Below are 23,912 nucleotides of genomic sequence, written 5' to 3' on the forward strand. Positions count from 1 at the left end.
TCATACGATGCGCTTGCGTCAAACTGTACAAAAACAATCAGTCCCAGGAGCGCGATGGCCGCCAAGCCCCGTCAAACCACGCAGGAACCGCAGCCGGTCGAGCAGCAGGCCGCCGACCTTTCCGCCGCTGCGCCCGCAACGCGCACGCGCACCAGTGCGATCGACCGGGCGGTGCAGATCCTCGACGCGTTGCAGGACACCAACCGTCCGACCACCGCGTATGAAATCGCGCGACTGGTCGGTGCACCGTTGTCCACGGTCTATTCGATCATCAATGACCTGGTGGATAAGAACCTGCTGGCCCGCACGCCCGAGGGCGCGATCTGGCTCGGCTCGCGGCTCTACGGCTACGGTCTGACGTATGCGAGTTCACTCGATTATCTGGCAGTCGCGCATGAAGAGATGAACCGCTTGTCGATCCAGGTCGGCGAGACGGTGCAGGTGTGCGGACTCGAAGAAGGGATGATGGTCGTGTTGCAAATGGCCGAGGGGCCGGGCCATTTTCGCGTGACTTCGCGCGTGGGAAGCAGGGTGCCGCTCAACTGGACTGCGTCGGGACGATTGCTGGTGGGGCATCTGCCGGACGCAGAGCGCATCGCCTATTTCGAACGGTACGCGAAACCGTCGCCCACTGCGCGCGCCGAGACGCGTCCTGACGTGCTCGCGAAAATGGCGCGCGAAGCGCTGGATGCGCACCTGTCGATCCAGATCGGAGAGTCGGACGCGTCCGTGGCGTGTCTCGCCGCCCCAGTGCTCGATCAGGCGGGAGACTGCGTGTTCACCATTTCGATCGTGATGCCGGAAGCCAAGGCGCTTCAGAGTACTGAACGTTTTGGCGCCGAACTGAAAGTTGTCGCCGCGCGCATTGAAGCGCGGCTCGGCTGGCAGCGCCGCACGCCTGACGTGATCGGCTAAATGCGTCGGCTAAACGCGGCGTTGGTTAGCCGGTATTTGAACCTTGCCCTCAACACTTGAAAGAGAACCAACGCAACATGGTATTTTCGACTGAGATGAACTGCTATGAACGACTGCAGGCCCGCGGCTTAAAACTTCAGGACGTGCCCGCACCCATAGGCAATTTCACTCACTGCACACGCGAAGGCAACCTGCTGTTCTTGTCGGGGCAAGGGCCGCTCGATGAAACCGGGCATCTGATGACGGGCAAGGTTGGCGCCGACGTCACCGCCGATGAAGCGTATGCACACGCGCTACTCGTCGGTCTTAACCTGTTGTCGGTCCTGCATGTGGAACTGGGCGATTTAAGCCGGGTAAAACGCATCGTGAAGCTGCTCGGCATGGTCAATGCAACGCCGGATTTCGCCGATCATCCCCGCGTGATCAACGGCTGCTCCGATCTCTTCGTCGATGTGTTCGGCGACGCGGGCCGGCACTCACGTTCTGCTGTCGGCGTGGGGTCGTTGCCCGGCAACATCACGGTAGAGATCGAAGCAATTGTTGCTATTCGCGACTGAGATTCAGGGGCGACTCAGCGACGATTCAGCGGTATTGCGTTTTCACTTTCGCTCGATCACGATTTCAAGGTACTCGCTCGGCAGCACCAGCGTGCTGTCGCCCGAACGGTTGCGGCTCTCCATGAGCGCCAGCAAGTCCTGGGTGAAGGCAGCCTGCTTCTCGGCGTCGAGAGCGCCGAAGGTTTTGTTCATCGGACCGTAGTAGGTGCGGAACACGTCTAGCCAGTGCGCCGGCGAGTGGTAACGGAACACAAACTCGCGGCTGGTCGCGCGGATCTCCCGCGCGCTGTGTTCGAACAACTCGTCGAGCCTTGCCTTTGTGCCCCACACCGCCGGCGATCTCACGCCAGGCGCGGGCGGAATATATTTGCCGATCGTCTTGAACACCTGGCCGATAAAACTATCGGGCGTCCAGTTCGCCATGCCAATCCTGCCGCCCGGTTTGCAGACACGCGCGAGTTCGTGCGCCGCGTTGTCCTGGTTCGGGGTGAACATCACCCCGAAGGTGGACAGCACCACGTCGAATGAGGCATCGGGGAACGGCAGGTTCTCAGCATCGGCTTCCTGGAACTGGATCGTGTGGCCCTCGGCCTTCGCGCGTGCTCGCCCGGACTCGAGCAGCGACGCCACGTAGTCGGTCGAGGTCACGTCGCACCAGCGGCGCGCGGCCGCCAGCGTGGCGTTGCCGTTGCCGGCGGCGACATCGAGAACGCGGCTGCCTGAGCGAAGATCCAGCGCTTCGCACAGGTTCTCGCCGACGATCTGCAGCGTGGTCCCGACGACGGCATAGTTGCCCGTGGACCAGGCAACTTGCTGGCGGGTCTTGACGGCGGCGAGGTCAATAGCCGGAGTGATGGGGGATGTGTCTGCTGGCATGCCTGTACTCCTGATCATATAAGGTGCCTGGATGCAGCCACGCAGTGCTGCATGCAGTGGTTACGGTGTGACCGACGCGCGTTATTCGGCCAACGCGACGCCCGAGCCGCCCATTTCCTCCGGCATATCTCTCATCTTCGGCAAGCCGTCCCTCATCCGCAACCTTGTTTCCTGGTAGTTGACATGAACGCCGGCCTCGTACGGGAAGTCTGGAATAGTTGCTGCATACACGTCGATGAGTCCCATGCCGGGGTGCTCGGTGAAGATGTGGCCGCCGCATGTCTTGCACCATTTGCGATAGCTGTGCGGCGTCTTGTTGTAAGTGCCTATGTTGTCGGCGCCCTGCGTGATGTGCACCGCTTCGGGCTTCCACAGCGTGAAGGCGTTGACAGGTCCTGCCGACCAGCTTCGACACGACTCGCAGTGGCAATACCCCATGCCAGCCGGTTCGCCGGTGACTGTGATCTGAACCGCGCCGCAAAAGCAGGCTCCCTTGTAAGTCTTTTCGTCGCTCATGATGCATCTCCCTTAATGGTTTTTACCCAGGTGGGTATGGGTCTGCCGATGCACCCTCACCCAACGAATTGATGCGCGCCGCAGCACGCACTCGATAGCACCCCATGCGCTCGCCTGAACGTTACGGTTCAGCACTGGAAGCTGCGGTACGTGGGTGCTAGTATTTACGAATTGCTTAACCTGATGAATGATCAGGCGTCCAGATTTCTTGTGCAGGACGCCGTATTCAACAAGCGCTATTCAACGGACATTATTCATGGACGCCGTTTCCGACGTGCTTCGCGCGGTGCGCTTGAGCGGAGCGGTGTATCTCAATGGAGAGTTCACCGAGCCGTGGTGCGTGATGGGTCAAGGAAATGCGGCGCTCTATGGAGCCTTCCTGCCGCTATCGGAACGCGTGGTGTCCTATCATCTGATCATCGAAGGGCACTGTTGCGCGCAACTCGCCACCAACCCGGGCGCCTCGATTCACCTCAATGCCGGCGAACTGCTGGTAGTACCGCAAGGCGAAGCGCACATCATTGGCAGCGATCTGGCGCTTTCTCCCGAGTCGGCGGCGCCCTTGCTCGCCAGTCAATTGCAGACAGCACCGGGCCAGGTGATGAAATTGTCTTATGGAGGCGGCGGAACCGGCACGCGTCTTATCTGCGGTTTCCTCGCCTGCGACAACACCTTGAGCAACCCGCTGCTTTCCTCGCTGCCGCCAATCTTCAAGGTCGACTTGCGCAACGATCCGCACTCGGCATGGCTTACGTCGTCACTGCAATTCGCTGCAGCTGAAGCGAGCGAGTGGCGGGCCGGCAGCGCCATTGTCCTCGCCAGACTGTCCGAGTTGCTGTTCGTCGAAGCGGTGCGCCGGTGTATCGATACCCTGCCCGCGGACCGGAAAGGGTGGCTGGCGGGTGTGCGCGACCGGTTCGTCGGTCGTGCGTTATCAATGCTCCATGCGCAACCCGCGCACGCATGGACCGTCGATGAACTCGCGCGAAAAGTGGGCTTGTCGCGTTCCGCGTTGGCGCAACGATTCACTGACCTGCTCGGACAGCCGCCCATGCAATATCTGGCGCGTTGGCGCCTGCAGGTCGCGGCGCAGGAACTCTTGAACGGCAGCAAGTCGCTCGCCGCGGTGGCGGAGCAGGTCGGCTACGAATCGGAGGCGGCATTCAATAGGGCGTTCAAGCGGGAATTCGGAACACCGCCGGCGGGCTGGAGAAAGAACCAGGGGACGGCAAATGCTGCCGGTGCACCCGTTAATCCGATCGAACCGGTTGCCGAGCCAAGGGCAGCTGCTTGAGGACTCGCTCGCACGACCCGGCATGGGTTTGCCATTGAGTGATGTCTATCGCTCAGGGCCCATGCCTCAGCACCTGGTCGCATCGACCCTGTCAACACCTGAAGCACGCAGGCAAAAATTACGCTGTCCGAACAGTGTCAATCGGCAATAAGGTAAGAAAGTATTAGAAAGTTATACGGAGTTAATTGTCTATTGAATCAGCGATTAAAGTTTCCCCTTTACCGGTTAATTAATTCGGTAGAACGTGGCAGCTGAACACCACGTCATTCGCCACTAATTCGGACTGCGAGGAATTTATCGGATGAATGAAACGAGTTCCTTCAACGGACGCCATTACCCACAACTGGATGCATTGCGCGGCATAGCTGCCCTGATGGTCGTCCTTAATCACTTCGTCCTGGTCGGCCCGCTTTGGTGGGTAGCCAAGTCACCTTTGCGCGTGCTGGCGCTCGGCCATGAAGCGGTCATCCTATTCTTCATACTTAGCGGTTTTGTGCTGACCCTTCAACTCATGTCGGGCCGTCGGGTTACGTATAGGGACTATGTGGTCAAGAGGATTTGCCGGATCTATCTGCCTTATCTCTGTGTGTTGTTTGCGGCTTTTTCGGCCATCAGTCTGATCAATGTAGAACCGATTGCATGGGCCGGCTCGTGGTTCAACGATATCTGGACCGGATCATTCTCCGGCAGGGAAATACTCGACCATTTGTTATTTATCGGACAATACAAGGCCAATCGCGTGCTTCCGGTTATTTGGTCCTTGATCTACGAGATGCGTATTTCGTTGACTATGCCGCTGGTCGTGTATGGCGTCAGCCGCTTCTCCGCCCGCACCTGCCTGGCAGCGGCGTTGTGTATTTCCCTGGTTTCCTTCCTGTTCGCCATGGCGAGAAATGGGAACGAGACCGGCAGCCCAAGTTTTAGCGGCGACTGGGCGATGACCGCGCACTACCTCGGCATGTTCATCGTCGGTGCGACGTTGGCGCGCCACCGCGCGAGCTGGCAAGGATGGCTCGCGAAGGGCAATCGGACGAAGCTTGTCCTCGCCGCTTCGCTCGCGCTCTATTTCCTGTCGCGCCTGGTGCTGTCGATTACGTCGGGTGCTATCGGTCAGTACATCTACGACTGGTGCGTCGTGGCGGGCGCCGCTGGCCTCGTCTGCACGGCAATCGCATCGAAGCGTTTCACGCTGGTGCTGGCCAGGCGCCCTGTCGTATTTCTCGGCACGATCTCCTATAGTTTGTACCTGACCCACACGGTTGTTCTGCTTGCGGTAATTCATCTGATGCCTGCTTCGGGATCGGCATGGGGGGCGATCACAATGGCGGCGGTGCTGGTTATTCCCGTTGCTGCCGTCACTCATTTGGTGATCGAACGCCCGTCGATCCTGCTGGGTAAATTCCTGACGGGAAGAAGCGTCACCGCGCCGTCGCGCGCAAACCAGACCTCATGAAACAGGACTCTCTGGGCTGGCCGGTTATTCGAAGCGCAGGGGAGCGCCGCTTTTGTGCGCGCACGTTACTCGACGGTGCATCACGCACCAGCAACTAGAGCGGCGGGTACTAACCGAAGCCACCTGCTAAGCCTGTGTGATCGACGGTAAGCCTTTTGCAGTAAGGCTTAGGGGGCTTTGAAAACGAGCCTGGCATAGCTTCTGCATTAATGAATTCCATCTTGTATGCAAGACGGAATTCATGCTCAATTCAACCGACCTGTTCGAGCGTCCACGCGTCACGGCTCTTTTAGCCGCGTATGTGGCGCGGCTTTGCTCGCCGCTAGCCGTGGTCGACGCGGTGTTCAAGCGGATCAGCGCCGTGGACCGCCCGGAAGTGTGGATCGCCCTGCTGCCGGAGGACGCCGCGCGCGCTCAGGCACGTGCGCTTGAAGACGCGCTTGCCGAAGAAGGCGACGCGGTGTTCGAACGTTTGCCGCTGTTCGGCGTGCCGTTCGCGGTTAAGGACAACGTCGACGTGGCGGGTTTGCCGACTACCGCCGCGTGCGAACCCTTCAGCTACACGCCCGATGTGTCGGCATTCGCCGTTCAGCGGCTGCTCGATGCCGGCGCGATTCTCATCGGCAAGACCAATCTGGATCAGTTTGCTACGGGTCTCGTCGGCACACGCTCGCCGTTTGGCGCGGTGCGTCAGGTTGAGTTTGCCGCGTATGTATCGGGCGGCTCGAGTTCCGGGTCGGCAGTCGCCGTTGCCGCCGGGTGCGTTGCTTTTTCGTTGGGCACGGACACGGCCGGGTCCGGCCGCGTGCCGGCGGGATTCAACGGGCTGGCAGGACTCAAACCATCGTTGGGGCTGGTAAGCAAACGTGGTGTGGTGCCTGCTTGCCGCAGCCTGGATACGCTGTCGATCTTCGCGCACGATGTGGCCGACGCCTGGCATGTGCTCACGCAGATGGCCGCATTCGACGCGCTCGATGCGTACTCGCGCAAGCTGCCGGCCCTGGGTGCGAGCGCTTCTTCCCCACGTATAGGCGTGCCCGCTGCGCTTGAATTTTTCGGTGACGCTAACTCGGAAAACGCGTTCCTCGCGACCCTCGATACGCTCTCGACCCGGCTGGGCCTAACGCCTGGCAAGGTTGATTTCACACCGTTCAAACGTGTATCGGCGTTGCTCTACGACGGCCCGTGGGTCGCCGAGCGCCGCGCTGCGCTGGGTGCATTCTTCGAGACAAACTTCGCGGATATCGACGCAACGGTGGCGTCGGTAATCGGCAAGGCCGACCGCTTCAGCGCAGTCGATGCCTTCAACGGCCAATACACGCTCGCGGAACTCAAGCGCGAAGCCGATCGATGTTTTTATCAGTTCGATATCCTGATTGTTCCGACCACGCCGACTCATCCACTGATCGCCGACGTGCGGGCAAACCCCATCGAACGCAATAGCGAACTGGGCTATTACACCAACTTCGTCAACCTGCTGGATCTGTGCGCGCTGGCCGTGCCATGCCTGCATCGCAGCGACGGTTTGCCGGCCGGCGTGACCCTGATCGCGCCGAGCGGCGCGGACCATCGGCTGGCGGTGATGGGCGCGCGAATCCAGGCGCTTTTCGACGAACAATCCGATCCGTCGCCGGGTCTCCAGCCGTTGCCATTCCAGGAGCCGGCCGTTGCGCTGGCGGTGGTGGGTGCGCATTTGAGAGGGCAGCCGCTCAACCGGCAATTGCTCGAAGCGGGCGCTCGCTGCAAGGAAGCGACCCATACCGCGGCGTCTTATCAGCTTTTTGCGCTCGCCAATACTTCGCCGCCCAAACCCGGGCTTGTGCGCACCTCCGGCGTTCAAGGTGCAGCCATTGCCGTGGAAGTGTGGGAGCTGCCGTTGCGCACGTTCGGCAAGTTCGTGATGGACGTTCCGGCACCCATGGGCATCGGCACCGTGGAGTTGGGCGACGGCCGCCTCGTGAAGGGTTTCATCTGCGAGCCGTCGGCGGTATCGGCGGATAGCGGCGCGAACGACATTACCGCTTTCGGCGGCTGGCTCGCCTACCTCGACAGTCTTTAAAAATCCGCTCATTTACAACTCATCAACCGCTCACCAGGAATCGAACGACATGACTAGCCGCCGCACTTTCATCAAAGACGCGAGCCTGTTGGCGCTCGCGAGCATGGTCCCGTTCAAGTCGGTCTTCGCTGCGGGCAACACAACGGTCGGCGTGATCTATGTAGGCGCGCGCGGCGATTATGGCTACAACCAGGCGCAGGCATCGGCGGCGGCGATCATCAAGAAGCTGCCCAACGTCAAGGTCGTGGAAGAAGAGAACGTGCCCGAGACCATCGCGGTCCAGAAGACCATGGAAGCGATGATCGAACAGGACGGCGCAACGCTGATTTTCGCGACCTCGTTCGGTTACTTCGATCCGCATGTGCTCAGGATGGCCGCCAAGTATCCGAACGTCAGGTTCGCGCATTGCGGCGGTTTATGGAAGCAGGGCAATCCGCCTAACATCGCGAGCTATTTTGGCTATATCGATGAATGCCAGTACCTGAACGGCGTCGTCGCGGGCCACATGAGCAAGAGCAAGAAGCTCGGCTTTGTGGCGGCCAAGCCGATTCCGCAGGTGCTGCGCAATATCAACTCGTTCACGCTCGGCGCGCAGTCCGTTGATCCGGCTATTACCACGCAGGTTATTTTCACCGGCGACTGGTCGATGCCGGTGAAGGAAGCGGAAGCGACCAACAGTCTCGTCGATCAGGGTTGCGACGTCATTACCTGCCACGTCGATGGTCCGAAGGTCGTGGTGGAAACGGCGGAGAAACGCGGCGTGATGAGTTGCGGTTATCACGCGAGCCAGGCCGCTCTTGCGCCCAAAGGCTATCTCACTGGCGCCGAGTGGGACTGGGCGACGCCGTACAAGGCGCTCGTCGCCGATGCACAGGCCGGCAAGCCTCAGCCCAACGTGTTGCGCGGCGGCCTCAAGGAAGGGTTCGTCAAGATGTCCCCGTACGGCGCGAAGGTCACGCCTGATGCGAAGAAGGCGGCGGACGCGATCAAGGGCAGCATGCTGGCGGGCGACTTCGTGATCTTCAAGGGGCCGGTGAAGGACAACAAGGGCGCGGTCGCGATCGCGTCGGGAACGAGCCACGTGCAGACCGACTACACGTTGGAGAGCATGAATTATCTCGTGGCGGGTGTGACCGGTCAGATCTGATGATTAGCCATGCTGATCCCCTGAAGGAGCCGTGATGCGCCCCAATGCCCAGACTGCCCGCGTTTTGCTCGCGTTGTTGCCGGCAATCCCGACGGTGCTTGCGCTTGTCGGAACCCTGGTGCTGTTTTCTCTATTTCTACTTGTGCAGGGTCAGCCGGTACTGGATGCCGTCGGCCTGATCTTCAAGGGAGCATTCGGCTCGTCTTTCGCCTGGCAAAGCACTTTGTTGCGGGCTTCGCCACTGATGCTGACTGCGCTGTGCGTCGCGTTGCCGGCACAGGTGGGGTTGGTTGTCATTGGTGGGGAAGGCGCGCTGGCGCTCGGGGGCATGTGCGCGGCCATCGTCCCGCAGATGCTTCCGGCCAGCACGCCTTGGCTGATTGCCACGCCGTTGATGGCACTTGCGGGCATGCTGGCGGGCGCGGCATGGATTGGTGCGGTGGGCGCGCTCAGGCAATGGCGCGGCGTGAATGAAACCATTAGCAGCCTGTTGATGGCTTATATCGCCATCGCGCTGTTCAAGCATCTGGTCGAAGGGCCGTTGCGTGATCCGGCAAGTCTCAACAAGCCCTCTACGCTCCCCGTTCCTCCATCAATGATGATTGGGTCCCTCCCGGGCCTCGAAGTCCACTGGGGTCTCTTCTGGGGCGTCCTTGCGTGCATTGGCGCGTGGGTCTTCGTCAAGTACAGCACCAAGGGCTTTGCGATGCGCGTGGTCGGCGGCAGCAATCGCGCGGCGCGGCTTGTCGGCTTGCCGGTGAACCTGCTTGCGCTGGCCGCCTGCGCGCTCGGCGGCGCGGCGGCGGGTCTTGCCGGCATGTTCGAAGTCGCAGCGGTGCAGGGCAGCGCGAACGCGTCGCTGCTCGCCGGTTACGGATACGCGGGCATTCTGGTCGCCTTCGCCGCCCGCCAGAATCCGCTAGCGATCATCGTGTGCGCGCTGATGATCGGCGGGATCGAAGCGAGCGGCAGCCTGCTGCAACGCCGGCTCGATCTTCCCGATGCCACCACGCTTGTGCTGCAAGGCCTGCTGTTTGCAAACCTGCTGGCATGGGAAGCGCTGGGCGGGAGGATCGCCGCGTGGCGCGTGCAACTACAAGCCGCCGCACTCGCCGACATCAACTTGCCGATGGAGCAGACCCATGCCTGACGCACATTCGCCCTTCGTGATCCTGCTGCTGTCCCTCCTTGCCGGCGCCATCCGCGTCAGCACGCCTTATCTGTTCGTGAGTCTTGGCGAATGCCTGACAGAAAAGGGCGGACGCGTGAACCTGGGGCTCGAGGGCATTCTCGTGTCGGGCGCGATGAGCGGTTATGCCGCGTCGTTCCTGACCGGCTCGCCGTGGATCGGGGTGCTCGCGGCCGGGCTGGTCGGCTTGCTGCTCGGATGCCTGCACGGGCTGGTGTGTTCGTTGCCGCGGGTGTCGGACATCGCGTTCGGCATCGCGCTCATGTTGCTTGGGACCGGACTGGCGTTTTATCTGGGTAAGCCGTTCATCGAACCGCAAGCGCCGGGTCTTCAATCGTTCGATCTCGGCGCATGGACGAGTTCCCCGCAATTGCATAACGCGCTGCATATCAACCCGTTGTTCGTGATCGGCGTGGTGCTGGCTTTCGTGTTGCAGTGGGGGCTGCGCACTACGCGCTGGGGCATGACCTTGCGTCTGGTCGGCGATCACGCCGAGACCGCGCGTGCGATGGGTTATCCGCTCACGCGAATTCGCATCATAGCGACCGCTGCGGGCGGCTTCTTTGCCGGCGTTGGCGGGGCGTATCTTTCGCTGGTTTATCCGGGCAGCTGGAACGAAGGGCTATCCAGCGGGCAAGGATTGATGGCCGTCGCGCTGGTTATTTTTGCGCGCTGGCAGCCGTTGCGATGCTTGTGGGCCGCGCTGCTTTTCGGTGCCGCCGGTGCACTTGGGCCAGCGTTGCAGTCGATTGGCGTGACGAGCGGTTATTACCTGTATAACGCTGCGCCGTATGTGCTCACGCTCGCCATCATGATCATCAATTGCCGTCCGGACCGCACGCTTGCCGGGGCGCCGGGCGAGCTGAGTCTGACGCGTTGAACTTCACACGCTGAACTCCACGCAATCTCAAGGCGGCCACGACCATGAACCGATTCATTAATGCTTCCCCGTATCCCTGGCCCTTCGATGGCAACCTGCGCCCGGATAACACAGCGCTTGTCGTCATCGACATGCAGACGGATTTCTGCGGTCACGGAGGTTACGTCGACAAGATGGGGTATGACCTGTCGCTGACCCGCGCGCCAATCGAGCCGATCAAGCGCGTGATGGCCATGATGCGCGAGCAGGGCTTCACGATCATTCATACGCGCGAGGGGCATCGGCCGGATTTGTCGGACCTGCCGGCGAACAAGCGATGGCGCAGCCGCCGCGCGGGCACCGAAGGCGTGGGCATTGGCGACGACGGCCCGTGCGGCCGTATCCTCGTACGTGGCGAGCCCGGCTGGGAAATCATCAGCGAACTCGCGCCGCTGCCGGGTGAGATCGTGATCGACAAACCCGGCAAGGGCTCGTTCTGCGCGACCGATCTCGAGCTGATCCTGCGCACACGGGGCATCGTGAACCTCGTGCTGACCGGGATCACCACAGACGTCTGCGTGCACACCACCATGCGCGAAGCGAACGACCGCGGATTCGAATGCACCGTTCTCGCGGACTGCTGCGGTGCGACCGACCCCGGCAACCATCAGGCAGCGCTGCACATGATCACGATGCAAGGCGGCGTGTTCGGCGCGGTGTCCGACTCGAACTCGCTCCTGACCACACTCGGCGGCTGATCATGTCGACTCCTTCGCATGCGTTAGAGGTGGAAGTGCACAACGCCGGCAAGTCGTTCGGTGCATTTCGTGCGCTGGATAACGTGTCCATCAAGGTCCGGCCGGGCACGGTTCACGCGTTGCTCGGGGAAAACGGCGCGGGCAAAAGTACCCTCGTGAAGGGGCTGGTAGGTTACGGCCTGCTCGACGAAGGCCAGATCTCAGCCGATGGCCGTGAGGTCCACATTGCTTCGCCGCGCGATGCGCAAGCGCTGGGTATCGGCATGGTGTATCAGCATTTCACGCTGGCGTCGGGATTGTCGGTGGAGGAGAACCTGCTGCTCGCACGCGGGAGCCTGCCGTGGAAAATAGACTGGACCGCGGAACGCGAAGCACTCGTTGCGTTCATGCGGCGCATGCCGTTTCGCCTGCCGCTCAACGCGCCGGTATCCGGCTTGGCCGCTGGGGAAAAGCAGAAGCTTGAAATTCTCAAGCAGTTGTATCTGAGGCAGCGTTTCCTGATTCTCGATGAACCGACTTCCGTGCTGACGCCACAAGAGGCGGACGAGGTGCTGGGGTTGATGCGCGACCTGACGACACGCGGCGAGTTGACCGTGCTGATGATCACGCACAAGTTCCGCGAAGTGATGGCGTATGCCGACGACGTGACCGTGCTGCGCAAAGGCAGGCAAGTGGGAACGAGCGCTGTATCGGCGACCAGCCGCGACGCGCTCGCCGGTTTGATGATGGGCGCCGCTGAGACGCGCGACACCGCGGTCATGGATGCGGTCAATGCCGAGCGGGTTGCGCGCAAACCGGTAGACCCCGCAGCGCGCATACGCCTTGCCATGAGGAACATATCTATCGACGACGATCGCGGCCATGCGGCGGTCAAACGCGCATCGCTCGAGGTTCGATCGGGTGAAATACTCGGGATCGCGGGGGTGTCAGGCAATGGTCAGAAAGAGATGGTCGAGGCGCTGGTCGGGCAACGCCGCGTGAAGACGGGTGAGATGGAGATAGCGGGTGATGCGTACCACGCCACGCGCGAGGAAATGACGCAGCGGCGTGTGTTTGCCATCCCTGAAGAGCCGCTTAAAAACGCGTGCGTGGCGAGCATGAGCGTCGCGCAAAACCTGGCTCTCCGCGACTTCGATCGCACGCCCTTGCGTCGCGGCGGCTGGCGTCTCGACCGGCGCGCGATGCGGGAGCGCGCCGCGCATCTCATCGACGATTTCAACGTCCGGCCGCCGGTGCCCGAACGTGCTATCGGCACGCTGTCGGGCGGCAATGTCCAGCGCGCGGTGCTCGCTCGCGAGCTGGGTCAGCCGGTCGATGTGCTGATCGTCGCGAACCCGGTGTTCGGTCTGGACTTCGCATCGGTGGCGGATATTCATGCACGCATCATGGCGGCGCGCGATGCCGGCGCGGCGGTCCTGCTCGTGAGTGAAGACCTCGATGAATTGCTGGAACTGGCGGACCGGATTGTCGTGATCGCGGAAGGGGAGCTTGTGTACGAGACATCTGCCGCGAGCGCCGAGCGCGCGACGCTGGGCCACTACATGGCGGGACACGGTGACTCGACGGCGCACGTTGCTCCGGTTGCCGAAGCGTTGAAGGAGTTTATCGAATGAGATTGAGCCGCTGCGGGGACCCGCTATGACGGTCACGATACCGGCGCTGCCAGGTCCCTTTACCTTCGATCCATCGACAACCGCACTCGTCATCATCGACATGCAGCGGGACTTCGTCGAACCCGGTGGCTTTGGGGAGTCGCTGGGGAACGATGTATCGCTGCTTGCACAGATCGTGCCGACTGTCGCTTCGCTGCTTGCTTTGGCGCGTGCAAGCGGGTGGTTCGTGGTCCATACGCGCGAGTCGCATGCAGCGGATCTGTCGGACTGCCCACCTTCCAAGCGGCTTCGTGGCGCGCCCAATGCACGCATTGGAGACGAAGGGCCGATGGGCCGCATCCTGATTCGGGGCGAACCAGGCAACGCGATCGTCGATGCCCTTGCGCCGGCCGAAGGCGAGCTTGTCATCGATAAACCCGGCAAGGGCGCGTTTTACGCGACATTATTAACTCAGGAGCTGGAGGCGCGGCATATCACGCACCTGGTTTTCGCCGGCGTCACGACGGAGGTATGCGTGCAGACGTCGATGCGTGAAGCGAACGACCGCGGCTACGATTGCCTGCTTGTCGAGGACGCCACCGCCAGTTATTTTCCGGCGTTCAAGCTTGCGACGCTGGAAATGGTACGGTCCCAGGGCGGTATTGTTGGATGGACCGCACCGCTGTCATCCTTTACCGCAGCATGAGGATTTTGCCGACGATGGACATCAACCTGCCGGAAGTTATCGCCGAGGTGTGTGCGGCGTTCGTCGAGTATGAGCGCGCGCTCGTGGCGAACGATATCGAAACGATGAACGCGCTGTTCTGGGACGCACCGGAGACCGTGCGTTATGGTATTGCCGAAATCCAGCATGGTGGCGCGGCGATTCGTCAATGGCGCGAAACCTGTCAGCCGGTGCCCGCGTCACGCTCGTTGCATCGGACTGTCATCACCACATTCGGCCGCGACTTCGCGACCGTCAGCACGGAATTTACCAGCGATGAAACCCCATTGATCGGACGCCAGATGCAGACCTGGGCACGTCTCGGTCCTGCCGAAGGTTTTACAATTATCGCCGCGCACGTGAGCCTGATTCCGAAACCCTGAAACGACGATAATAAGAACAAGGGGGAATCCGCATGCAGGAAGACACAATCGAAACAGCGTTGGAAGCACTCGAACCAAACGCCGCCAACCCGCTCGCCGAGCAGGTTTACCAGCGGCTGAAAACCGACATTTTCAACTTCCGGCTTTTTCCGGGCGATCGCTTTTCCGAGAACGGTATCGCGCGGTATTACGGCGTATCGCGCACGCCGATGCGCGACGGCTTGTTCCGGCTGCAACGAGAGGGTTATCTGGAGGTTGGTTTCCGCCGCGGATGGAAGGTCGCGCGGATTGACTTCGACCAGATGGATCAGCTCTACGACCTGCGCATCGTGCTGGAAGTGGCCGCGCTTGAACGGTTGACATCGGGGAGCGAAGCAGCACGTGAGGCTATCGATGCGCTCAAGGCAATCTGGTGCGTCGAGCCAAAAGCGCGTGAGGCCGATCCGGTGAAGATGTTCGGCATGGATGAAAATTTTCATCGGCAGATCGTGGCCGCTACCGGCAATGCGGAAATGGTGCGCGTTCATAACGACGTCACCGAGCGCATCCGCATTGTGCGCCGGCTCGATTTTCTCAAGCCTCACCGGACCAGCGCGACCTATGACGAGCACTCGACCATGCTGCATCTCATCGAGCGCAACCGGCTGACCGAGGCAACTATTCTGCTGCGCGCTCATATCACGCAGAGCAAGCTGGAAGTCCGGAAGATCACCTTGTCGATGCTCGATGCGGCGCGCGATGTGAAGCTGCCGTTTGTGTCTTAGGCGTGTCGCACAAACGCGCCACTGCGGGAAGCAGCGGCGCAGCTCAGGAAGATGGTTAGAATTTCTGCCGAATGCCGGTGACCGCCAGGAACTGCGTGTGGCTGCTCGACGCACCCGATGTCCCTTCAATCGCGGCAACCGCGCCGCTCGAGCGCTGATAGATCAAATCGATATACACGTCGGTTCGCTTTGACAAGAAATACTGCAAGGCGCTCGTTGTCTGCCAGTAGTGCCAGCTCGCGGGCTTGGCGTTCGCGGTTACCTCGGTATACGTCTCGCCTAGCGCCGCCCTGAGCGCTGGGGTGAACTGATAACGAATGCTTGCTTCCGCGTTCTGGAACGTCTGGTGTTGCGTCGTCGGTGTCAGGTCGAAGGTCGTGCTGGTGTACATCAAGCCGAGACTCGCCTTGCCGAAATCGTAGAGACCGCCGGCGCCATAGATCTGCTGCTTCGTCACGCCCTTGATGAAAGTAAAGTAGTTATCCGAAGGAATGGCGCCCGTGGTATCAACCGCCGGATTGTCGAGACGCACATAGGCCGCGCCAAGGCGCCACGGGCCACCTGCGTAAGACGCACCCACACTGTAAGAGCGGCTCATTGCAAAATTGCCGGCGTTGTTGCTGAAGCCGTACATGGAATTGAGCTGCAAGCCATGGAAGTTCGGCGTGACGTACTTCACGGAGTTATCGGTGCGGAATGTGTTGTTCAGGTCGTCGGTATCGAACGGGTGCGTGCCGTATTGCGAAGTGTCCGCCGAGACCTGCAGCGGTTCGAGCGAGTCTTGTGCCGCGTTGTATTGGCGCCCGAACGTTACTGCGCCCCATTTGTCGCTCGACAACCCGACCCACGCCTGGCGCCCGAATATACGGCCGTTTGCGCTCGCCACGCCGGTCTGCAGATTGAAGCCGTTTTCAAGCCGGAAAATCGCCGCGTTGCCTCCGCCCAGATCTTCCTTACCGGTAAAGCCCCAACGCGAACCTTGCTCGCTCCCGGCAGTTGCCTGGTAATTGCTTTTGCCACCCTGGTTACTCGTATAAGTAAATCCGCCATCGACAATGCCATATAACGTCACGGTAGATTGAGCGTGTACGGTCGTCGCGATAAAGCCGAGTCCTACCGACGCGGCCAATAGGGCACGCGGAGTGTGCTTGTGCATGATCCTTCCTCTGTAGTTGATTGCTTTGGGTTTTGCTGCTGGTTTGATGCATGAAAAATTGCGCAACAGTTCTCCCCGACGCCCGATGGAACGGGCGCCGCTAGACAGGCTTCAAGGGCTTACGACGAGTGGTTAGTGGCCGGCGAGCGGCTCCAGGCTCCTGAGCGCGCCCACAGGCACGATCGGCAGGACGAGGTGCGAAGGGTGCTCCGATCCCAGGTGCACGGTATTCACGGCGATTCGCGGCGCCCGTGCCAAAGCCGGTGATTCCCCACTATTCGGATTGACATCGAAATGGGGGAAATTACTGCTCGATATATCCAGTCGGATCCGATGCCCGCGCTTGAATAAATTTGCGGTCGCAAAAGGCTCGATGGTTATTTCATAGATGCAATCCGTTTCGAGAAACTCAGGCTCGCTCCACGACCGATGAAAACGGCAGCGGAAAATGCCGTCGGTCAGGTTCATTGCGAAGCCTTCCGGATAATCGCTGTTGGGCGGGTACATATCGATCACTTTCGCGGTGAAGTCGGTATCGGGTGCATCCGATGATATCCACAATCTCACGATGACCGGCCCCACGACCGCCATGTCTTCTTCCAGCGGCGGCGTTTCGAATACAACAACGTCGTTGCGCGCTGCGAGCGGCACGCCCGGATTGCGCGTGCCAAAGAAGCGTTCGTCTTCGCGCTGGTCGAACGCGCCGCCTTCAAAAACCGGCGCACCCGACGTCAATCCACCACCGATGGTAGGCACGGGGTTCGACGGATCGAACGCATACGAAACAGATGCGTCGGCCTGTTCAGGCGGCTCCTCCGACAACACGCCGCCTTCCCGCAAATAAAAACGCGTGAAGCGTGTATCGGCCAGCGGCCATTGCGCTGACTGGATCCACGCACCGCCGTGTTCCATGCGGCCATCGGCATTGCTAGCACCACTGCCTCCCCCCATCAGGAAGATCCTTGCAACAGGGTCTGACTGCTTTGGTCCCGACGTGGCGGGCTTCAGCCACCGGTCGAACCATTGTGCGCGAAACGCAAGCCAGTTCTCCGCAATCTGTCCTTCGATCATGGCGGCGGGGCCAAAATCGACATCGCCGCTGAACGGCACGTTGCGGTCGCCATGCAGCCACGACCCCATGATCAGGTAAGTGGGCGCAGCGACAGGATCGAGCTTCGACATGGCGGCGAAGTTGTCCATGGTCGAGCGTACATACGCGTCGTACCAGCTCGACATGAGGACCGTTGGAACCCGCGCCATGGAGTCATAAAACCCTTCTGCATAGATGCCGGGCTGTTGCCAGAACTCATCGAAAGTTTCGTGCGTCCATTGATCGAACAGATACCGCTCGTACTCAGGCACGAAACGCAACGGTGACTGACCCGGCCGCCACGGCATGCGGGAGAACCATTCCTTCAGATCCTGCGCGTCGAGCGCCGCCTTGAGCAACGGATCGTTCAATACCGCCTGGCTTCCCTTGGCCTGATTCACCGCCCAGGTGGCCTGTTTCAGTTCGAAGGCGCCGCCTTGCCGGATACCGCAGTGATAGCTGTTGGCGAAACCGCCCGAGTCCATCACCATGCACGCGAGGCCCGGCGGATTCATGCAGGCAGCGGCCATTTGCGTGTGCGCGGCGTAAGAGAGGCCCATGGTGCCCACGCGGCCTGTCGACCAGTCCTGCTGCGTGATCCATTCGAGCGTGTCATATCCATCGGGCCCCTCGGACAGGTACTTGGTGAACTCGCCCTCCGATGCATGCCGTCCGCGACAATCCTGGAACACGACCGCGAAGCCGCGCGCAACGAAATACGCGGCGACATGACCACGCCGCGCGGCCGGCTCTCCACCGTTGATCTCCGAACGCGATACTTCGCGCTTGCCATAAGGCGTGCGCTCGAGAATGGTCGGCAAGGGTGCATCGATACCCGGACGAAAACCTGCGGGCAGGTAAACGTCCGTCGCGAGGCGCACGCCATCGCGCATGGGGATCATGTACTCGTTGCACGTTGCGTCCCGTCCGCTTGCAGCGTTGAATGTGTTGTTGTGAATCATGTCGATCATTTTTATCGGATTCCTACATAAATTGCTGTGGTGTATTCAGCCTTGTTCGGGTGAAACGTGACGCCGTTGCGCGTCGCCCAAAAGTTCTCGGGGAAATACAGCGGGACAATGCCAAGATCGCGGAATCCCGCTTCTGCCGCTTGCTCAAGCAAGCGCTCGCGCTGCACGGGGTCAAAACTGGCGCTAGCCGCGGCGAGCGCTTGATCGAGCGCGGGATTCGAGTAGCGGGCGCGATTGAACGCGCCTGTTCCCGCAGTTCGTGAATAGGTCGCCATCACGTTGGACAGCGCGATAGTGGAGTCGCTCGTGGTGTTGCCGAAGCTGAAGATGAAGGCGCTGTAGCTTTGCTTGGCCGCGGCGCCCGCATAGACGTTGTAGGGCTGCGTGACGACGTTCGCGATCCTGATTCCGCCACGCGCCAGCATTTGCCCAACGGCTTGGGCGACGTCGCCGTCGGAGGAAAAGCGGTCGTTGGATGAATGGATCGTCAGCGTGAACCCTTGTGGGTAGCCCGCTTGCGCAAGCAGTTTTTTCGCACCGATGGGATCGTAGGTATCGGCTGGCAATGCCGGTGAGTAACCGCCCACTCCCTGTGGGACGATCTGGCCGGCGGGAACGCCTGCGCCATTCAGCAGGTATTGCGTGATGGCGCTCCGATCGATCATCTTCGATATAGCCTGCCGCACGCGCAGATCGCGCAGCGGATTGTTTCGCAGCGGTTCGCCGTCTTGGCCAGTCACGAAGGGAGACTGCTGACGGCTCGAGTCCAGCGCGAGATAGATCAGCCGCGCCGATGCTCCCGAGTAAAGCGTGATAGCCGGGTCGCGCTTGAGCCGGGGCACATTGACCGGCGGGACGTTATCGATCAGGTCGACGGAACCGGACAGCAGCGCCGACATGCGCGCGGCGTCGTTGGCGACGAAGCGGATGGTGACGGTATCGAACGGCGGCTTTGGACCCCAGTAGTTGTCGTTGCGCACGAGTTCGAGATTGTCGCCCGGGACCCATCGTTTCAGTTTGTAGGGACCGGTCCCCACTGCTACAGCCGGCGACACGTACTGGTTGCTTTGATGGCCTTCGGCCGCATGCTTCGACACGATGAACAACATGCCGATCTGTTCGAGAAACCCGGGCGCAGGGGTCTTCGTATGGATACGCAGCGTGAGCGGATCGAGCACGTCAATGGACGCGATATTCGCCACTGCACCGGAGAAAGGCGCGGGGCTGTTCGGCACGTTCGAGGCTCGTTTCACCGAATACACCACGTCGGCTGCGGTGAACGGCGTTCCGTCGTGAAAGCGGACGTTGGGGCGCAGTTTGAATTCCCACGTAGCCGGATCGACGACTCGCCACGCCACGGCGAGGCTGGGTTGTATCTGCAGGTTCTCATCACGCGCGATCAAGTGCTCGAAGATGTTTTCCACCTGCTGATTGTTCTGCGCGCGGGAGAACAGCGGGTCCATCGACGAAGGCTCGGCGGCAACGGCCATGGTCAGCGCGCGGGCGAACACGCTGGGTGGGACGTTGCATGCAGCGATCAAAACGCACGCGGCGGCAATCCGGAGGCAACTCATTTCGCCTCCGTGAAGAGATGACAGGCGACCCGGTGATCGCTCGCCGCTTCCGTCAATTCCGGATGCTCGACGCTGCAGCGCGGCATCGCGTGTGGACAGCGCGGATGAAAATGGCACCCTTTCGGAGGTGCAAGCGGCGACGGAATCTCGCCCTTGATCGACTCATACGCGCGCTTCCTGTTCGATAAGCGCGGCACCTGATTCAGCAGCGCAACCGTGTACGGATGCAATGGCCTGGCGAACAGATCAGCCGTGGGCGCAGTCTCCACAATCCGTCCCAGATACATGATCGCGACCCGATCGCTGATATGTTCAACCACGCCGAGATCGTGACTGATAAAAAGGTAGGTCAGTCCAAGATCGGCGCGCAGCCGCATGAACAGGTTGATGATCTGCGCCTGGATCGACACGTCGAGCGCCGCGATCGATTCATCGCATATCAGGAAATCGGGCTTCACCGCCAAGGCTCGTCCAATGCTGATGCGCTGGCGCTGCCCGCCGGAAAACTGATGCGGATAGCGCTGCCTGACATCCGGATTCAAGCCAACCCGCTCCATGACATCGACAACGTAATCATCCAGGTTACGCCGCGTCACCATGCCATGCACGAGCGGCGCCTCGCCGATAATCTCGCGCACCCGCTTGCGCGGATTGAGCGATGACATTGGATCCTGAAAGATCATTTGCGTCCCCAGCCTGTGCGCAAGCTTCCCACGTGAGCCGAGAACAGTCGTGCCGGCCCCGTTTGCATCGGTCACGTGGATGGTTCCCGACGAAGGCGGTACCACGCCGGCCAGCATGCGGCCGAAGGTCGACTTGCCGCAGCCGGATTCACCGACGAGCCCGACCACTTCTCCACGATGAATCTCAAGGTTCACGGTGTCCACCGCATGGACCGTATGCGATATGGGTTTGGCGCCCAGCATCTGCGCAATGCGCTCTGCATAACTCGAACGCTTCACGAAACGGCGCGACACCTGGTCGGCTTTGATAAGAACTTGCGTGCTCATGCTGCAACTCGCTCAACGGGATGAAAACATCGGTGGAGATGGCTGTCGCCCACTTTGAATACCGGCGGTTTTTGTGTCCTGCATGTATCGGTGGCATGGGTGCATCGCGGGGAGAAGGCGCAACCCACGGGCAACGCAAACGCCGAAGGGGCAACGCCCGGGACCTGCATCAGCGGTTCGCCGTGCGCCACGTTCTCGGGTACGGAGCCCAGCAGACCGATCGTGTACGGATGCCTCGGACGTTCGAGGATCGTATCCACGTCGCCTGTTTCGACCACGCGTCCCGCATACATCACGCAGATGCGATCGGCCAGTCCCGCTACCACCGCGAGGTCATGGCTGACCCAGACCATCGCCGTGTTCGAGCGCGCGCAGAGCTTCTGCATCTGCGCCAAAATCTGCGCCTGGATGGTGACGTCGAGCGCGGTCGTGGGCTCGTCGGCAATGATCAGGTCAGGCTTGTGCAGCATGGCAATCGCGATCGCCACGCGCTGGCGCATGCCGCCCGACAACTGATGCGGATACGCCTTGAGCCGTTCATCGGGCGCAGGAATACCGACCGCCGCGAGCGCCTCGCGCGCCTGTTCGCGAGCAGCTTGTTTCGACACCGGCGCATGAGCGCGCACGGTTTCTATCATCTGCGTATCGATGCGAAGAACGGGATTCAGCGTCATCATTGGGTCCTGGAAAATCATCGCGATGCGATTTCCCCGGAGTTGCCGCAACGCTTCCCGGCCGTAGCTCGTCAGGTCCACGCCCTTGAACAGAACACGTCCTCCGACAATACGTCCCGGCGCGTCGATCAAACCAAGGATCGAAAAACCGGTGATCGATTTGCCCGAACCGGACTCGCCGACAAGACCGACGATCTCGCCGGGATAGACATCGAAGCTCACGTCGTCAACGGCTTTTGCAACGCCGGCCGCCGTGAAGAAATGGGTCTGCAAGTTCTCGACCGATAAAGTGGGAATGGCTGGAGACATGGGATTTCCTATTTCTGGAGGCGCGGGTTGAGCGCCTCGCGCAAGCCGTCGCCGACCATGTTCATGCTAAAGACGAGCATGACCAGCAGCACGCCGGGGAACACGCTGATCCAGTAGAAGCCGGCAAGCAATTGCTGGTAGCCGTTTGCAATCAGCAAGCCGAGAGAGGGTTGCGTCACCGGCAAGCCGATCCCGAGGAAGCTCAAGGTGGCTTCAGCGGAGATGGCGGCGGCCACCTGCACCATCGCGATCACAATGACCGGTGCTAGGCAGTTGGGCAGCAACTGGCTGAAGAGCGCACGCCGATGACTGAATCCGAGGCACAACGCCGCCTCCATGTACTCCTTCTTGCTTTCGACGGCCGCGACCGCGCGCACCGTGCGGGCGAAGTACGCCCACTGCACGATCACGAGCGCGAGGATCACCTTGCTCACGCCCTGGCCAAGAATGGCGAGCATCATCAACGCGACGAGGATAGTGGGGAAGCCGAGCATCAGGTCGACCGTGCGCATGATCAGCGTGTCGATCCAGCCGCCGAAATACGCGGCCACCAGGCCAAGCGTCGTTCCCACGATCAACGCAAACGCGCCGCTCGATATGCCGACGCCAAGACTCGTGCGAAGACCGAACATCATCGCGGCGAACATGTCGCGGCCGAGCGCGTCGCTGCCCAGCAGGAAGAGATGTCCAAGATGTCCGCGTGCGCCGGGAGGCAGCCTGCCATCGACAATATCGAGCGCGGCGAGGTCGTACGGATTCTGCGGTGCGAGCCATGGCGCGAAGATCGCCACGATGATCAGCACAATGCAGGTCAGCGACGCGAGCGCAACGGCAGGACGGCCGAACATGCCGCGCAATGCCTGTCCTGTGCGTGTGTCGCGGTTGGTCGTCCAGCGTGGCAGCATGTTCGAAAGCGTGCTCATCAGGCACCTCCCAGACGCACGCGCGGATCGAGCAGCGAATAGATGATGTCGACCAGCAGGTTCAGCAGCGTGAACATGGCGACCACGATCAGCAGGTACGCTACGACCACGGGACGATCGAGCCGCATGATGCTGTCGATGATCAGCTTGCCCACGCCCGGCCACGCGAAGATGGTTTCGGTCACCGTGGCGAACGCGATCAGCGAGCCGAACTCCATGCCGACCACCGTGACGATCGGGATCATGATGTTCTTCAGCACGTGGACAAAAATGATCCGGCGCTCGCGCAAGCCCTTGGCGCGCGCAAATTTCACATAGTCGAGAGGCAGCGTTTCCCGGACTCCGGCGCGCGTCAGCCGTGTCACGAGCGACATTTTGAACAGGGACAGATTCAGCGCCGGCAGGATCAGGTGCATCAATCCATCGCGTGTTGCGAGGCTCGTATGGATGCCGAACACGGTGCCGAGATGACCCCGTCCTGCCGAAGGCAGCCATCCCAGTGTCACCGAAAAAATCAGCACGAGCATGATGCCTTGCCAGAAGTTCGGCAGGCTGAAGCCCAGGATCGAGCCGCCCATGATCACGCGGTCGACCGGAGAGTTGGCCTTCATGCCGGCCAGCAATCCAAGCGGCAGCCCGATCATCAACGCCATCACAAGCGCCACGATCGCCAGTTCGAGGGTGGCCGGCAGGCGCTCCATGATCAACTGGATCGATGGCTGGTTGAACACGAACGACCGGCCAAGATCGCCATGCAGCGCGTGTTCCACAAACAGCAGGTATTGCTTCCACATCGGCTGGTCGAGGCCCAGCGAGTGCACTGCTTGCGCTATTTCGGCCGGGCTGGCGTCGGCGGGTACGAGAATCTGGATCGGGTCGCCAATGGCGAACACCCCGCAGAAAACGAGCACCGAGGTCAGCATCAGGATGCCGGCACTCTGTACAAACCGATGGATGATGAAGCCGATCATTGCGTTACAACCTCGAGCGTTAAGTTTTGCGAACCCTGTGACCTTGCCGGGCGATAGAAGCGTTTCAAGCCGCCGAAAAGTCCCGGCAAATCTCGTTCAGTTTCGCGATAATTAGGCCGACAATTTTTGGATGCAACACTATGCTGAA

At 60.9% G+C, this 23,912-nt stretch carries 22 protein-coding genes; 13 read left to right on the forward strand and 9 right to left on the reverse strand.

The annotated features are described in order from the left end of the window. Window positions 1-54: 54 nt before the first annotated feature. Together FH08_RS0105125 and FH08_RS0105130 are read left to right on the forward strand one after the other, a co-directional pair. Entirely contained in the window at window positions 55-915 is an 861-nt protein-coding gene (locus FH08_RS0105125) for an IclR family transcriptional regulator (protein WP_031357296.1), read from the forward strand. Window positions 916-1,010: 95 nt separating this feature from the next. Continuing rightward, window positions 1,011-1,472 (forward strand): RidA family protein, encoded by a 462-nt coding sequence (locus FH08_RS0105130; RefSeq protein WP_031357297.1) that lies wholly within the window; start codon window positions 1,011-1,013, stop codon window positions 1,470-1,472. Between the two features lie 42 nt (window positions 1,473-1,514). Here FH08_RS0105130 and FH08_RS0105135 read toward each other — a convergent pair whose 3' ends face one another. After that, window positions 1,515-2,348: a class I SAM-dependent methyltransferase gene (locus tag FH08_RS0105135; protein WP_031357298.1), complete on the reverse strand. Its 834-nt coding sequence runs from the start codon at window positions 2,346-2,348 to the stop codon at window positions 1,515-1,517. Window positions 2,349-2,429: 81 nt separating this feature from the next. Continuing rightward, complete coding sequence (locus tag FH08_RS0105140; RefSeq protein ID WP_031357299.1) at window positions 2,430-2,864, reverse strand: GFA family protein; 435 nt, start codon at window positions 2,862-2,864, stop codon at window positions 2,430-2,432. A gap of 256 nt (window positions 2,865-3,120) precedes the next feature. On the opposite strand from FH08_RS0105140, the gene FH08_RS0105145 reads away from it, so the two are divergent. The 11 genes from FH08_RS0105145 (at window position 3,121) to FH08_RS0105195 (ending at window position 15,086) form a co-directional block, all read left to right on the forward strand. Further along, on the forward strand, window positions 3,121-4,158 hold the full coding sequence (locus tag FH08_RS0105145; RefSeq protein WP_035565354.1) for an AraC family transcriptional regulator: 1,038 nt from the start codon (window positions 3,121-3,123) through the stop codon (window positions 4,156-4,158). A gap of 301 nt (window positions 4,159-4,459) precedes the next feature. Then, window positions 4,460-5,611 carry an acyltransferase family protein gene (locus FH08_RS0105150; protein ID WP_031357301.1) on the forward strand — a complete coding sequence of 384 codons (1,152 nt, stop codon included), beginning with the start codon at window positions 4,460-4,462 and terminating at the stop codon, window positions 5,609-5,611. Window positions 5,612-5,852: 241 nt separating this feature from the next. Further along, a complete protein-coding gene (gene atzF, locus FH08_RS0105155; RefSeq protein WP_051887780.1) occupies window positions 5,853-7,670 on the forward strand; it encodes an allophanate hydrolase in 1,818 nt (605 codons plus the stop codon). Window positions 7,671-7,719: 49 nt separating this feature from the next. Beyond that, complete coding sequence (locus tag FH08_RS0105160) at window positions 7,720-8,817, forward strand: BMP family ABC transporter substrate-binding protein (RefSeq protein WP_031357303.1); 1,098 nt, start codon at window positions 7,720-7,722, stop codon at window positions 8,815-8,817. A 34-nt stretch (window positions 8,818-8,851) separates the two neighbouring features. Beyond that, the gene (locus tag FH08_RS0105165; RefSeq protein ID WP_031357304.1) at window positions 8,852-9,967 is read left to right on the forward strand and encodes an ABC transporter permease; all 1,116 of its coding nucleotides are present in this window, start codon (window positions 8,852-8,854) and stop codon (window positions 9,965-9,967) included. Further along, entirely contained in the window at window positions 9,960-10,886 is a 927-nt protein-coding gene (locus FH08_RS0105170) for an ABC transporter permease (RefSeq protein WP_031357305.1), read from the forward strand. The genes FH08_RS0105165 and FH08_RS0105170 overlap by 8 nt, the downstream gene beginning before the upstream one ends. A gap of 44 nt (window positions 10,887-10,930) precedes the next feature. After that, window positions 10,931-11,623: a cysteine hydrolase family protein gene (locus FH08_RS0105175; protein ID WP_031357306.1), complete on the forward strand. Its 693-nt coding sequence runs from the start codon at window positions 10,931-10,933 to the stop codon at window positions 11,621-11,623. A gap of 2 nt (window positions 11,624-11,625) precedes the next feature. Then, entirely contained in the window at window positions 11,626-13,236 is a 1,611-nt protein-coding gene (locus FH08_RS0105180; protein WP_031357307.1) for an ABC transporter ATP-binding protein, read from the forward strand. Between the two features lie 25 nt (window positions 13,237-13,261). Then, complete coding sequence (locus FH08_RS0105185; protein ID WP_031357308.1) at window positions 13,262-13,921, forward strand: cysteine hydrolase family protein; 660 nt, start codon at window positions 13,262-13,264, stop codon at window positions 13,919-13,921. Between the two features lie 14 nt (window positions 13,922-13,935). Continuing rightward, the gene (gene hpxZ, locus FH08_RS0105190; protein ID WP_031357309.1) at window positions 13,936-14,322 is read left to right on the forward strand and encodes an oxalurate catabolism protein HpxZ; all 387 of its coding nucleotides are present in this window, start codon (window positions 13,936-13,938) and stop codon (window positions 14,320-14,322) included. Between the two features lie 32 nt (window positions 14,323-14,354). Then, window positions 14,355-15,086 carry a GntR family transcriptional regulator gene (locus FH08_RS0105195; protein WP_051887784.1) on the forward strand — a complete coding sequence of 244 codons (732 nt, stop codon included), beginning with the start codon at window positions 14,355-14,357 and terminating at the stop codon, window positions 15,084-15,086. A 55-nt stretch (window positions 15,087-15,141) separates the two neighbouring features. Here the strand turns inward: FH08_RS0105195 and FH08_RS0105200 are convergent, their stop codons facing one another. The 7 genes from FH08_RS0105200 to FH08_RS0105230 all read right to left on the reverse strand — a co-directional run bounded on the left by FH08_RS0105200 (window position 15,142) and on the right by FH08_RS0105230 (window position 23,764). Then, the gene (locus tag FH08_RS0105200) at window positions 15,142-16,242 is read right to left on the reverse strand and encodes a porin (RefSeq protein WP_031357311.1); all 1,101 of its coding nucleotides are present in this window, start codon (window positions 16,240-16,242) and stop codon (window positions 15,142-15,144) included. 132 nt (window positions 16,243-16,374) lie between these two features. Then, complete coding sequence (locus FH08_RS0105205; protein WP_035565398.1) at window positions 16,375-18,294, reverse strand: CocE/NonD family hydrolase; 1,920 nt, start codon at window positions 18,292-18,294, stop codon at window positions 16,375-16,377. Between the two features lie 11 nt (window positions 18,295-18,305). Then, window positions 18,306-19,877 (reverse strand): ABC transporter substrate-binding protein, encoded by a 1,572-nt coding sequence (locus FH08_RS0105210; RefSeq protein ID WP_031357313.1) that lies wholly within the window; start codon window positions 19,875-19,877, stop codon window positions 18,306-18,308. Then, window positions 19,874-20,887, reverse strand: coding sequence for an ABC transporter ATP-binding protein (locus FH08_RS0105215; protein ID WP_031357314.1), 1,014 nt, complete (start codon window positions 20,885-20,887; stop codon window positions 19,874-19,876). Before FH08_RS0105215 ends, FH08_RS0105210 begins: the two co-directional genes overlap by 4 nt. Further along, window positions 20,884-21,870, reverse strand: a complete 987-nt coding sequence (locus tag FH08_RS0105220; protein WP_031357315.1) for an ABC transporter ATP-binding protein — start codon at window positions 21,868-21,870, stop codon at window positions 20,884-20,886. The genes FH08_RS0105215 and FH08_RS0105220 overlap by 4 nt, the downstream gene beginning before the upstream one ends. Before the next feature lie 8 nt (window positions 21,871-21,878). After that, the gene (locus FH08_RS0105225; RefSeq protein ID WP_152602734.1) at window positions 21,879-22,793 is read right to left on the reverse strand and encodes an ABC transporter permease; all 915 of its coding nucleotides are present in this window, start codon (window positions 22,791-22,793) and stop codon (window positions 21,879-21,881) included. Next, window positions 22,793-23,764: an ABC transporter permease gene (locus FH08_RS0105230; protein ID WP_031357317.1), complete on the reverse strand. Its 972-nt coding sequence runs from the start codon at window positions 23,762-23,764 to the stop codon at window positions 22,793-22,795. The genes FH08_RS0105225 and FH08_RS0105230 overlap by 1 nt, the downstream gene beginning before the upstream one ends. Window positions 23,765-23,912: the final 148 nt, after the last annotated feature.

Origin of the sequence: Caballeronia sordidicola, from assembly GCF_000729995.1 — a bacterium.
GTDB lineage: Bacteria > Pseudomonadota > Gammaproteobacteria > Burkholderiales > Burkholderiaceae > Caballeronia > Caballeronia sordidicola_A.

Excerpts from the sequence above, each read along its gene's own strand:
- FH08_RS0105210 (WP_031357313.1), bottom strand. The coding sequence starts at position 19,877 with ATGAGTTGCCTCCGGATTGCCGCCGCGTGCGTTTTGATCGCTGCATGC.
- FH08_RS0105180 (WP_031357307.1), top strand. The coding sequence starts at position 11,626 with ATGTCGACTCCTTCGCATGCGTTAGAGGTGGAAGTGCACAACGCCGGC.
- FH08_RS0105215 (WP_031357314.1), bottom strand. The coding sequence starts at position 20,887 with ATGAGCACGCAAGTTCTTATCAAAGCCGACCAGGTGTCGCGCCGTTTC.
- FH08_RS0105195 (WP_051887784.1), top strand. The coding sequence starts at position 14,355 with ATGCAGGAAGACACAATCGAAACAGCGTTGGAAGCACTCGAACCAAAC.
- FH08_RS0105145 (WP_035565354.1), top strand. The coding sequence starts at position 3,121 with ATGGACGCCGTTTCCGACGTGCTTCGCGCGGTGCGCTTGAGCGGAGCG.
- FH08_RS0105200 (WP_031357311.1), bottom strand. The coding sequence starts at position 16,242 with ATGCACAAGCACACTCCGCGTGCCCTATTGGCCGCGTCGGTAGGACTC.
- FH08_RS0105220 (WP_031357315.1), bottom strand. The coding sequence starts at position 21,870 with ATGTCTCCAGCCATTCCCACTTTATCGGTCGAGAACTTGCAGACCCAT.
- FH08_RS0105150 (WP_031357301.1), top strand. The coding sequence starts at position 4,460 with ATGAATGAAACGAGTTCCTTCAACGGACGCCATTACCCACAACTGGAT.
- FH08_RS0105205 (WP_035565398.1), bottom strand. The coding sequence starts at position 18,294 with ATGATTCACAACAACACATTCAACGCTGCAAGCGGACGGGACGCAACG.
- FH08_RS0105230 (WP_031357317.1), bottom strand. The coding sequence starts at position 23,764 with ATGATCGGCTTCATCATCCATCGGTTTGTACAGAGTGCCGGCATCCTG.
- FH08_RS0105175 (WP_031357306.1), top strand. The coding sequence starts at position 10,931 with ATGAACCGATTCATTAATGCTTCCCCGTATCCCTGGCCCTTCGATGGC.
- FH08_RS0105130 (WP_031357297.1), top strand. The coding sequence starts at position 1,011 with ATGAACTGCTATGAACGACTGCAGGCCCGCGGCTTAAAACTTCAGGAC.
- FH08_RS0105160 (WP_031357303.1), top strand. The coding sequence starts at position 7,720 with ATGACTAGCCGCCGCACTTTCATCAAAGACGCGAGCCTGTTGGCGCTC.
- FH08_RS0105185 (WP_031357308.1), top strand. The coding sequence starts at position 13,262 with ATGACGGTCACGATACCGGCGCTGCCAGGTCCCTTTACCTTCGATCCA.
- FH08_RS0105140 (WP_031357299.1), bottom strand. The coding sequence starts at position 2,864 with ATGAGCGACGAAAAGACTTACAAGGGAGCCTGCTTTTGCGGCGCGGTT.
- FH08_RS0105170 (WP_031357305.1), top strand. The coding sequence starts at position 9,960 with ATGCCTGACGCACATTCGCCCTTCGTGATCCTGCTGCTGTCCCTCCTT.
- atzF (WP_051887780.1), top strand. The coding sequence starts at position 5,853 with ATGCTCAATTCAACCGACCTGTTCGAGCGTCCACGCGTCACGGCTCTT.
- FH08_RS0105125 (WP_031357296.1), top strand. The coding sequence starts at position 55 with ATGGCCGCCAAGCCCCGTCAAACCACGCAGGAACCGCAGCCGGTCGAG.
- hpxZ (WP_031357309.1), top strand. The coding sequence starts at position 13,936 with ATGGACATCAACCTGCCGGAAGTTATCGCCGAGGTGTGTGCGGCGTTC.
- FH08_RS0105135 (WP_031357298.1), bottom strand. The coding sequence starts at position 2,348 with ATGCCAGCAGACACATCCCCCATCACTCCGGCTATTGACCTCGCCGCC.
- FH08_RS0105225 (WP_152602734.1), bottom strand. The coding sequence starts at position 22,793 with ATGAGCACGCTTTCGAACATGCTGCCACGCTGGACGACCAACCGCGAC.
- FH08_RS0105165 (WP_031357304.1), top strand. The coding sequence starts at position 8,852 with ATGCGCCCCAATGCCCAGACTGCCCGCGTTTTGCTCGCGTTGTTGCCG.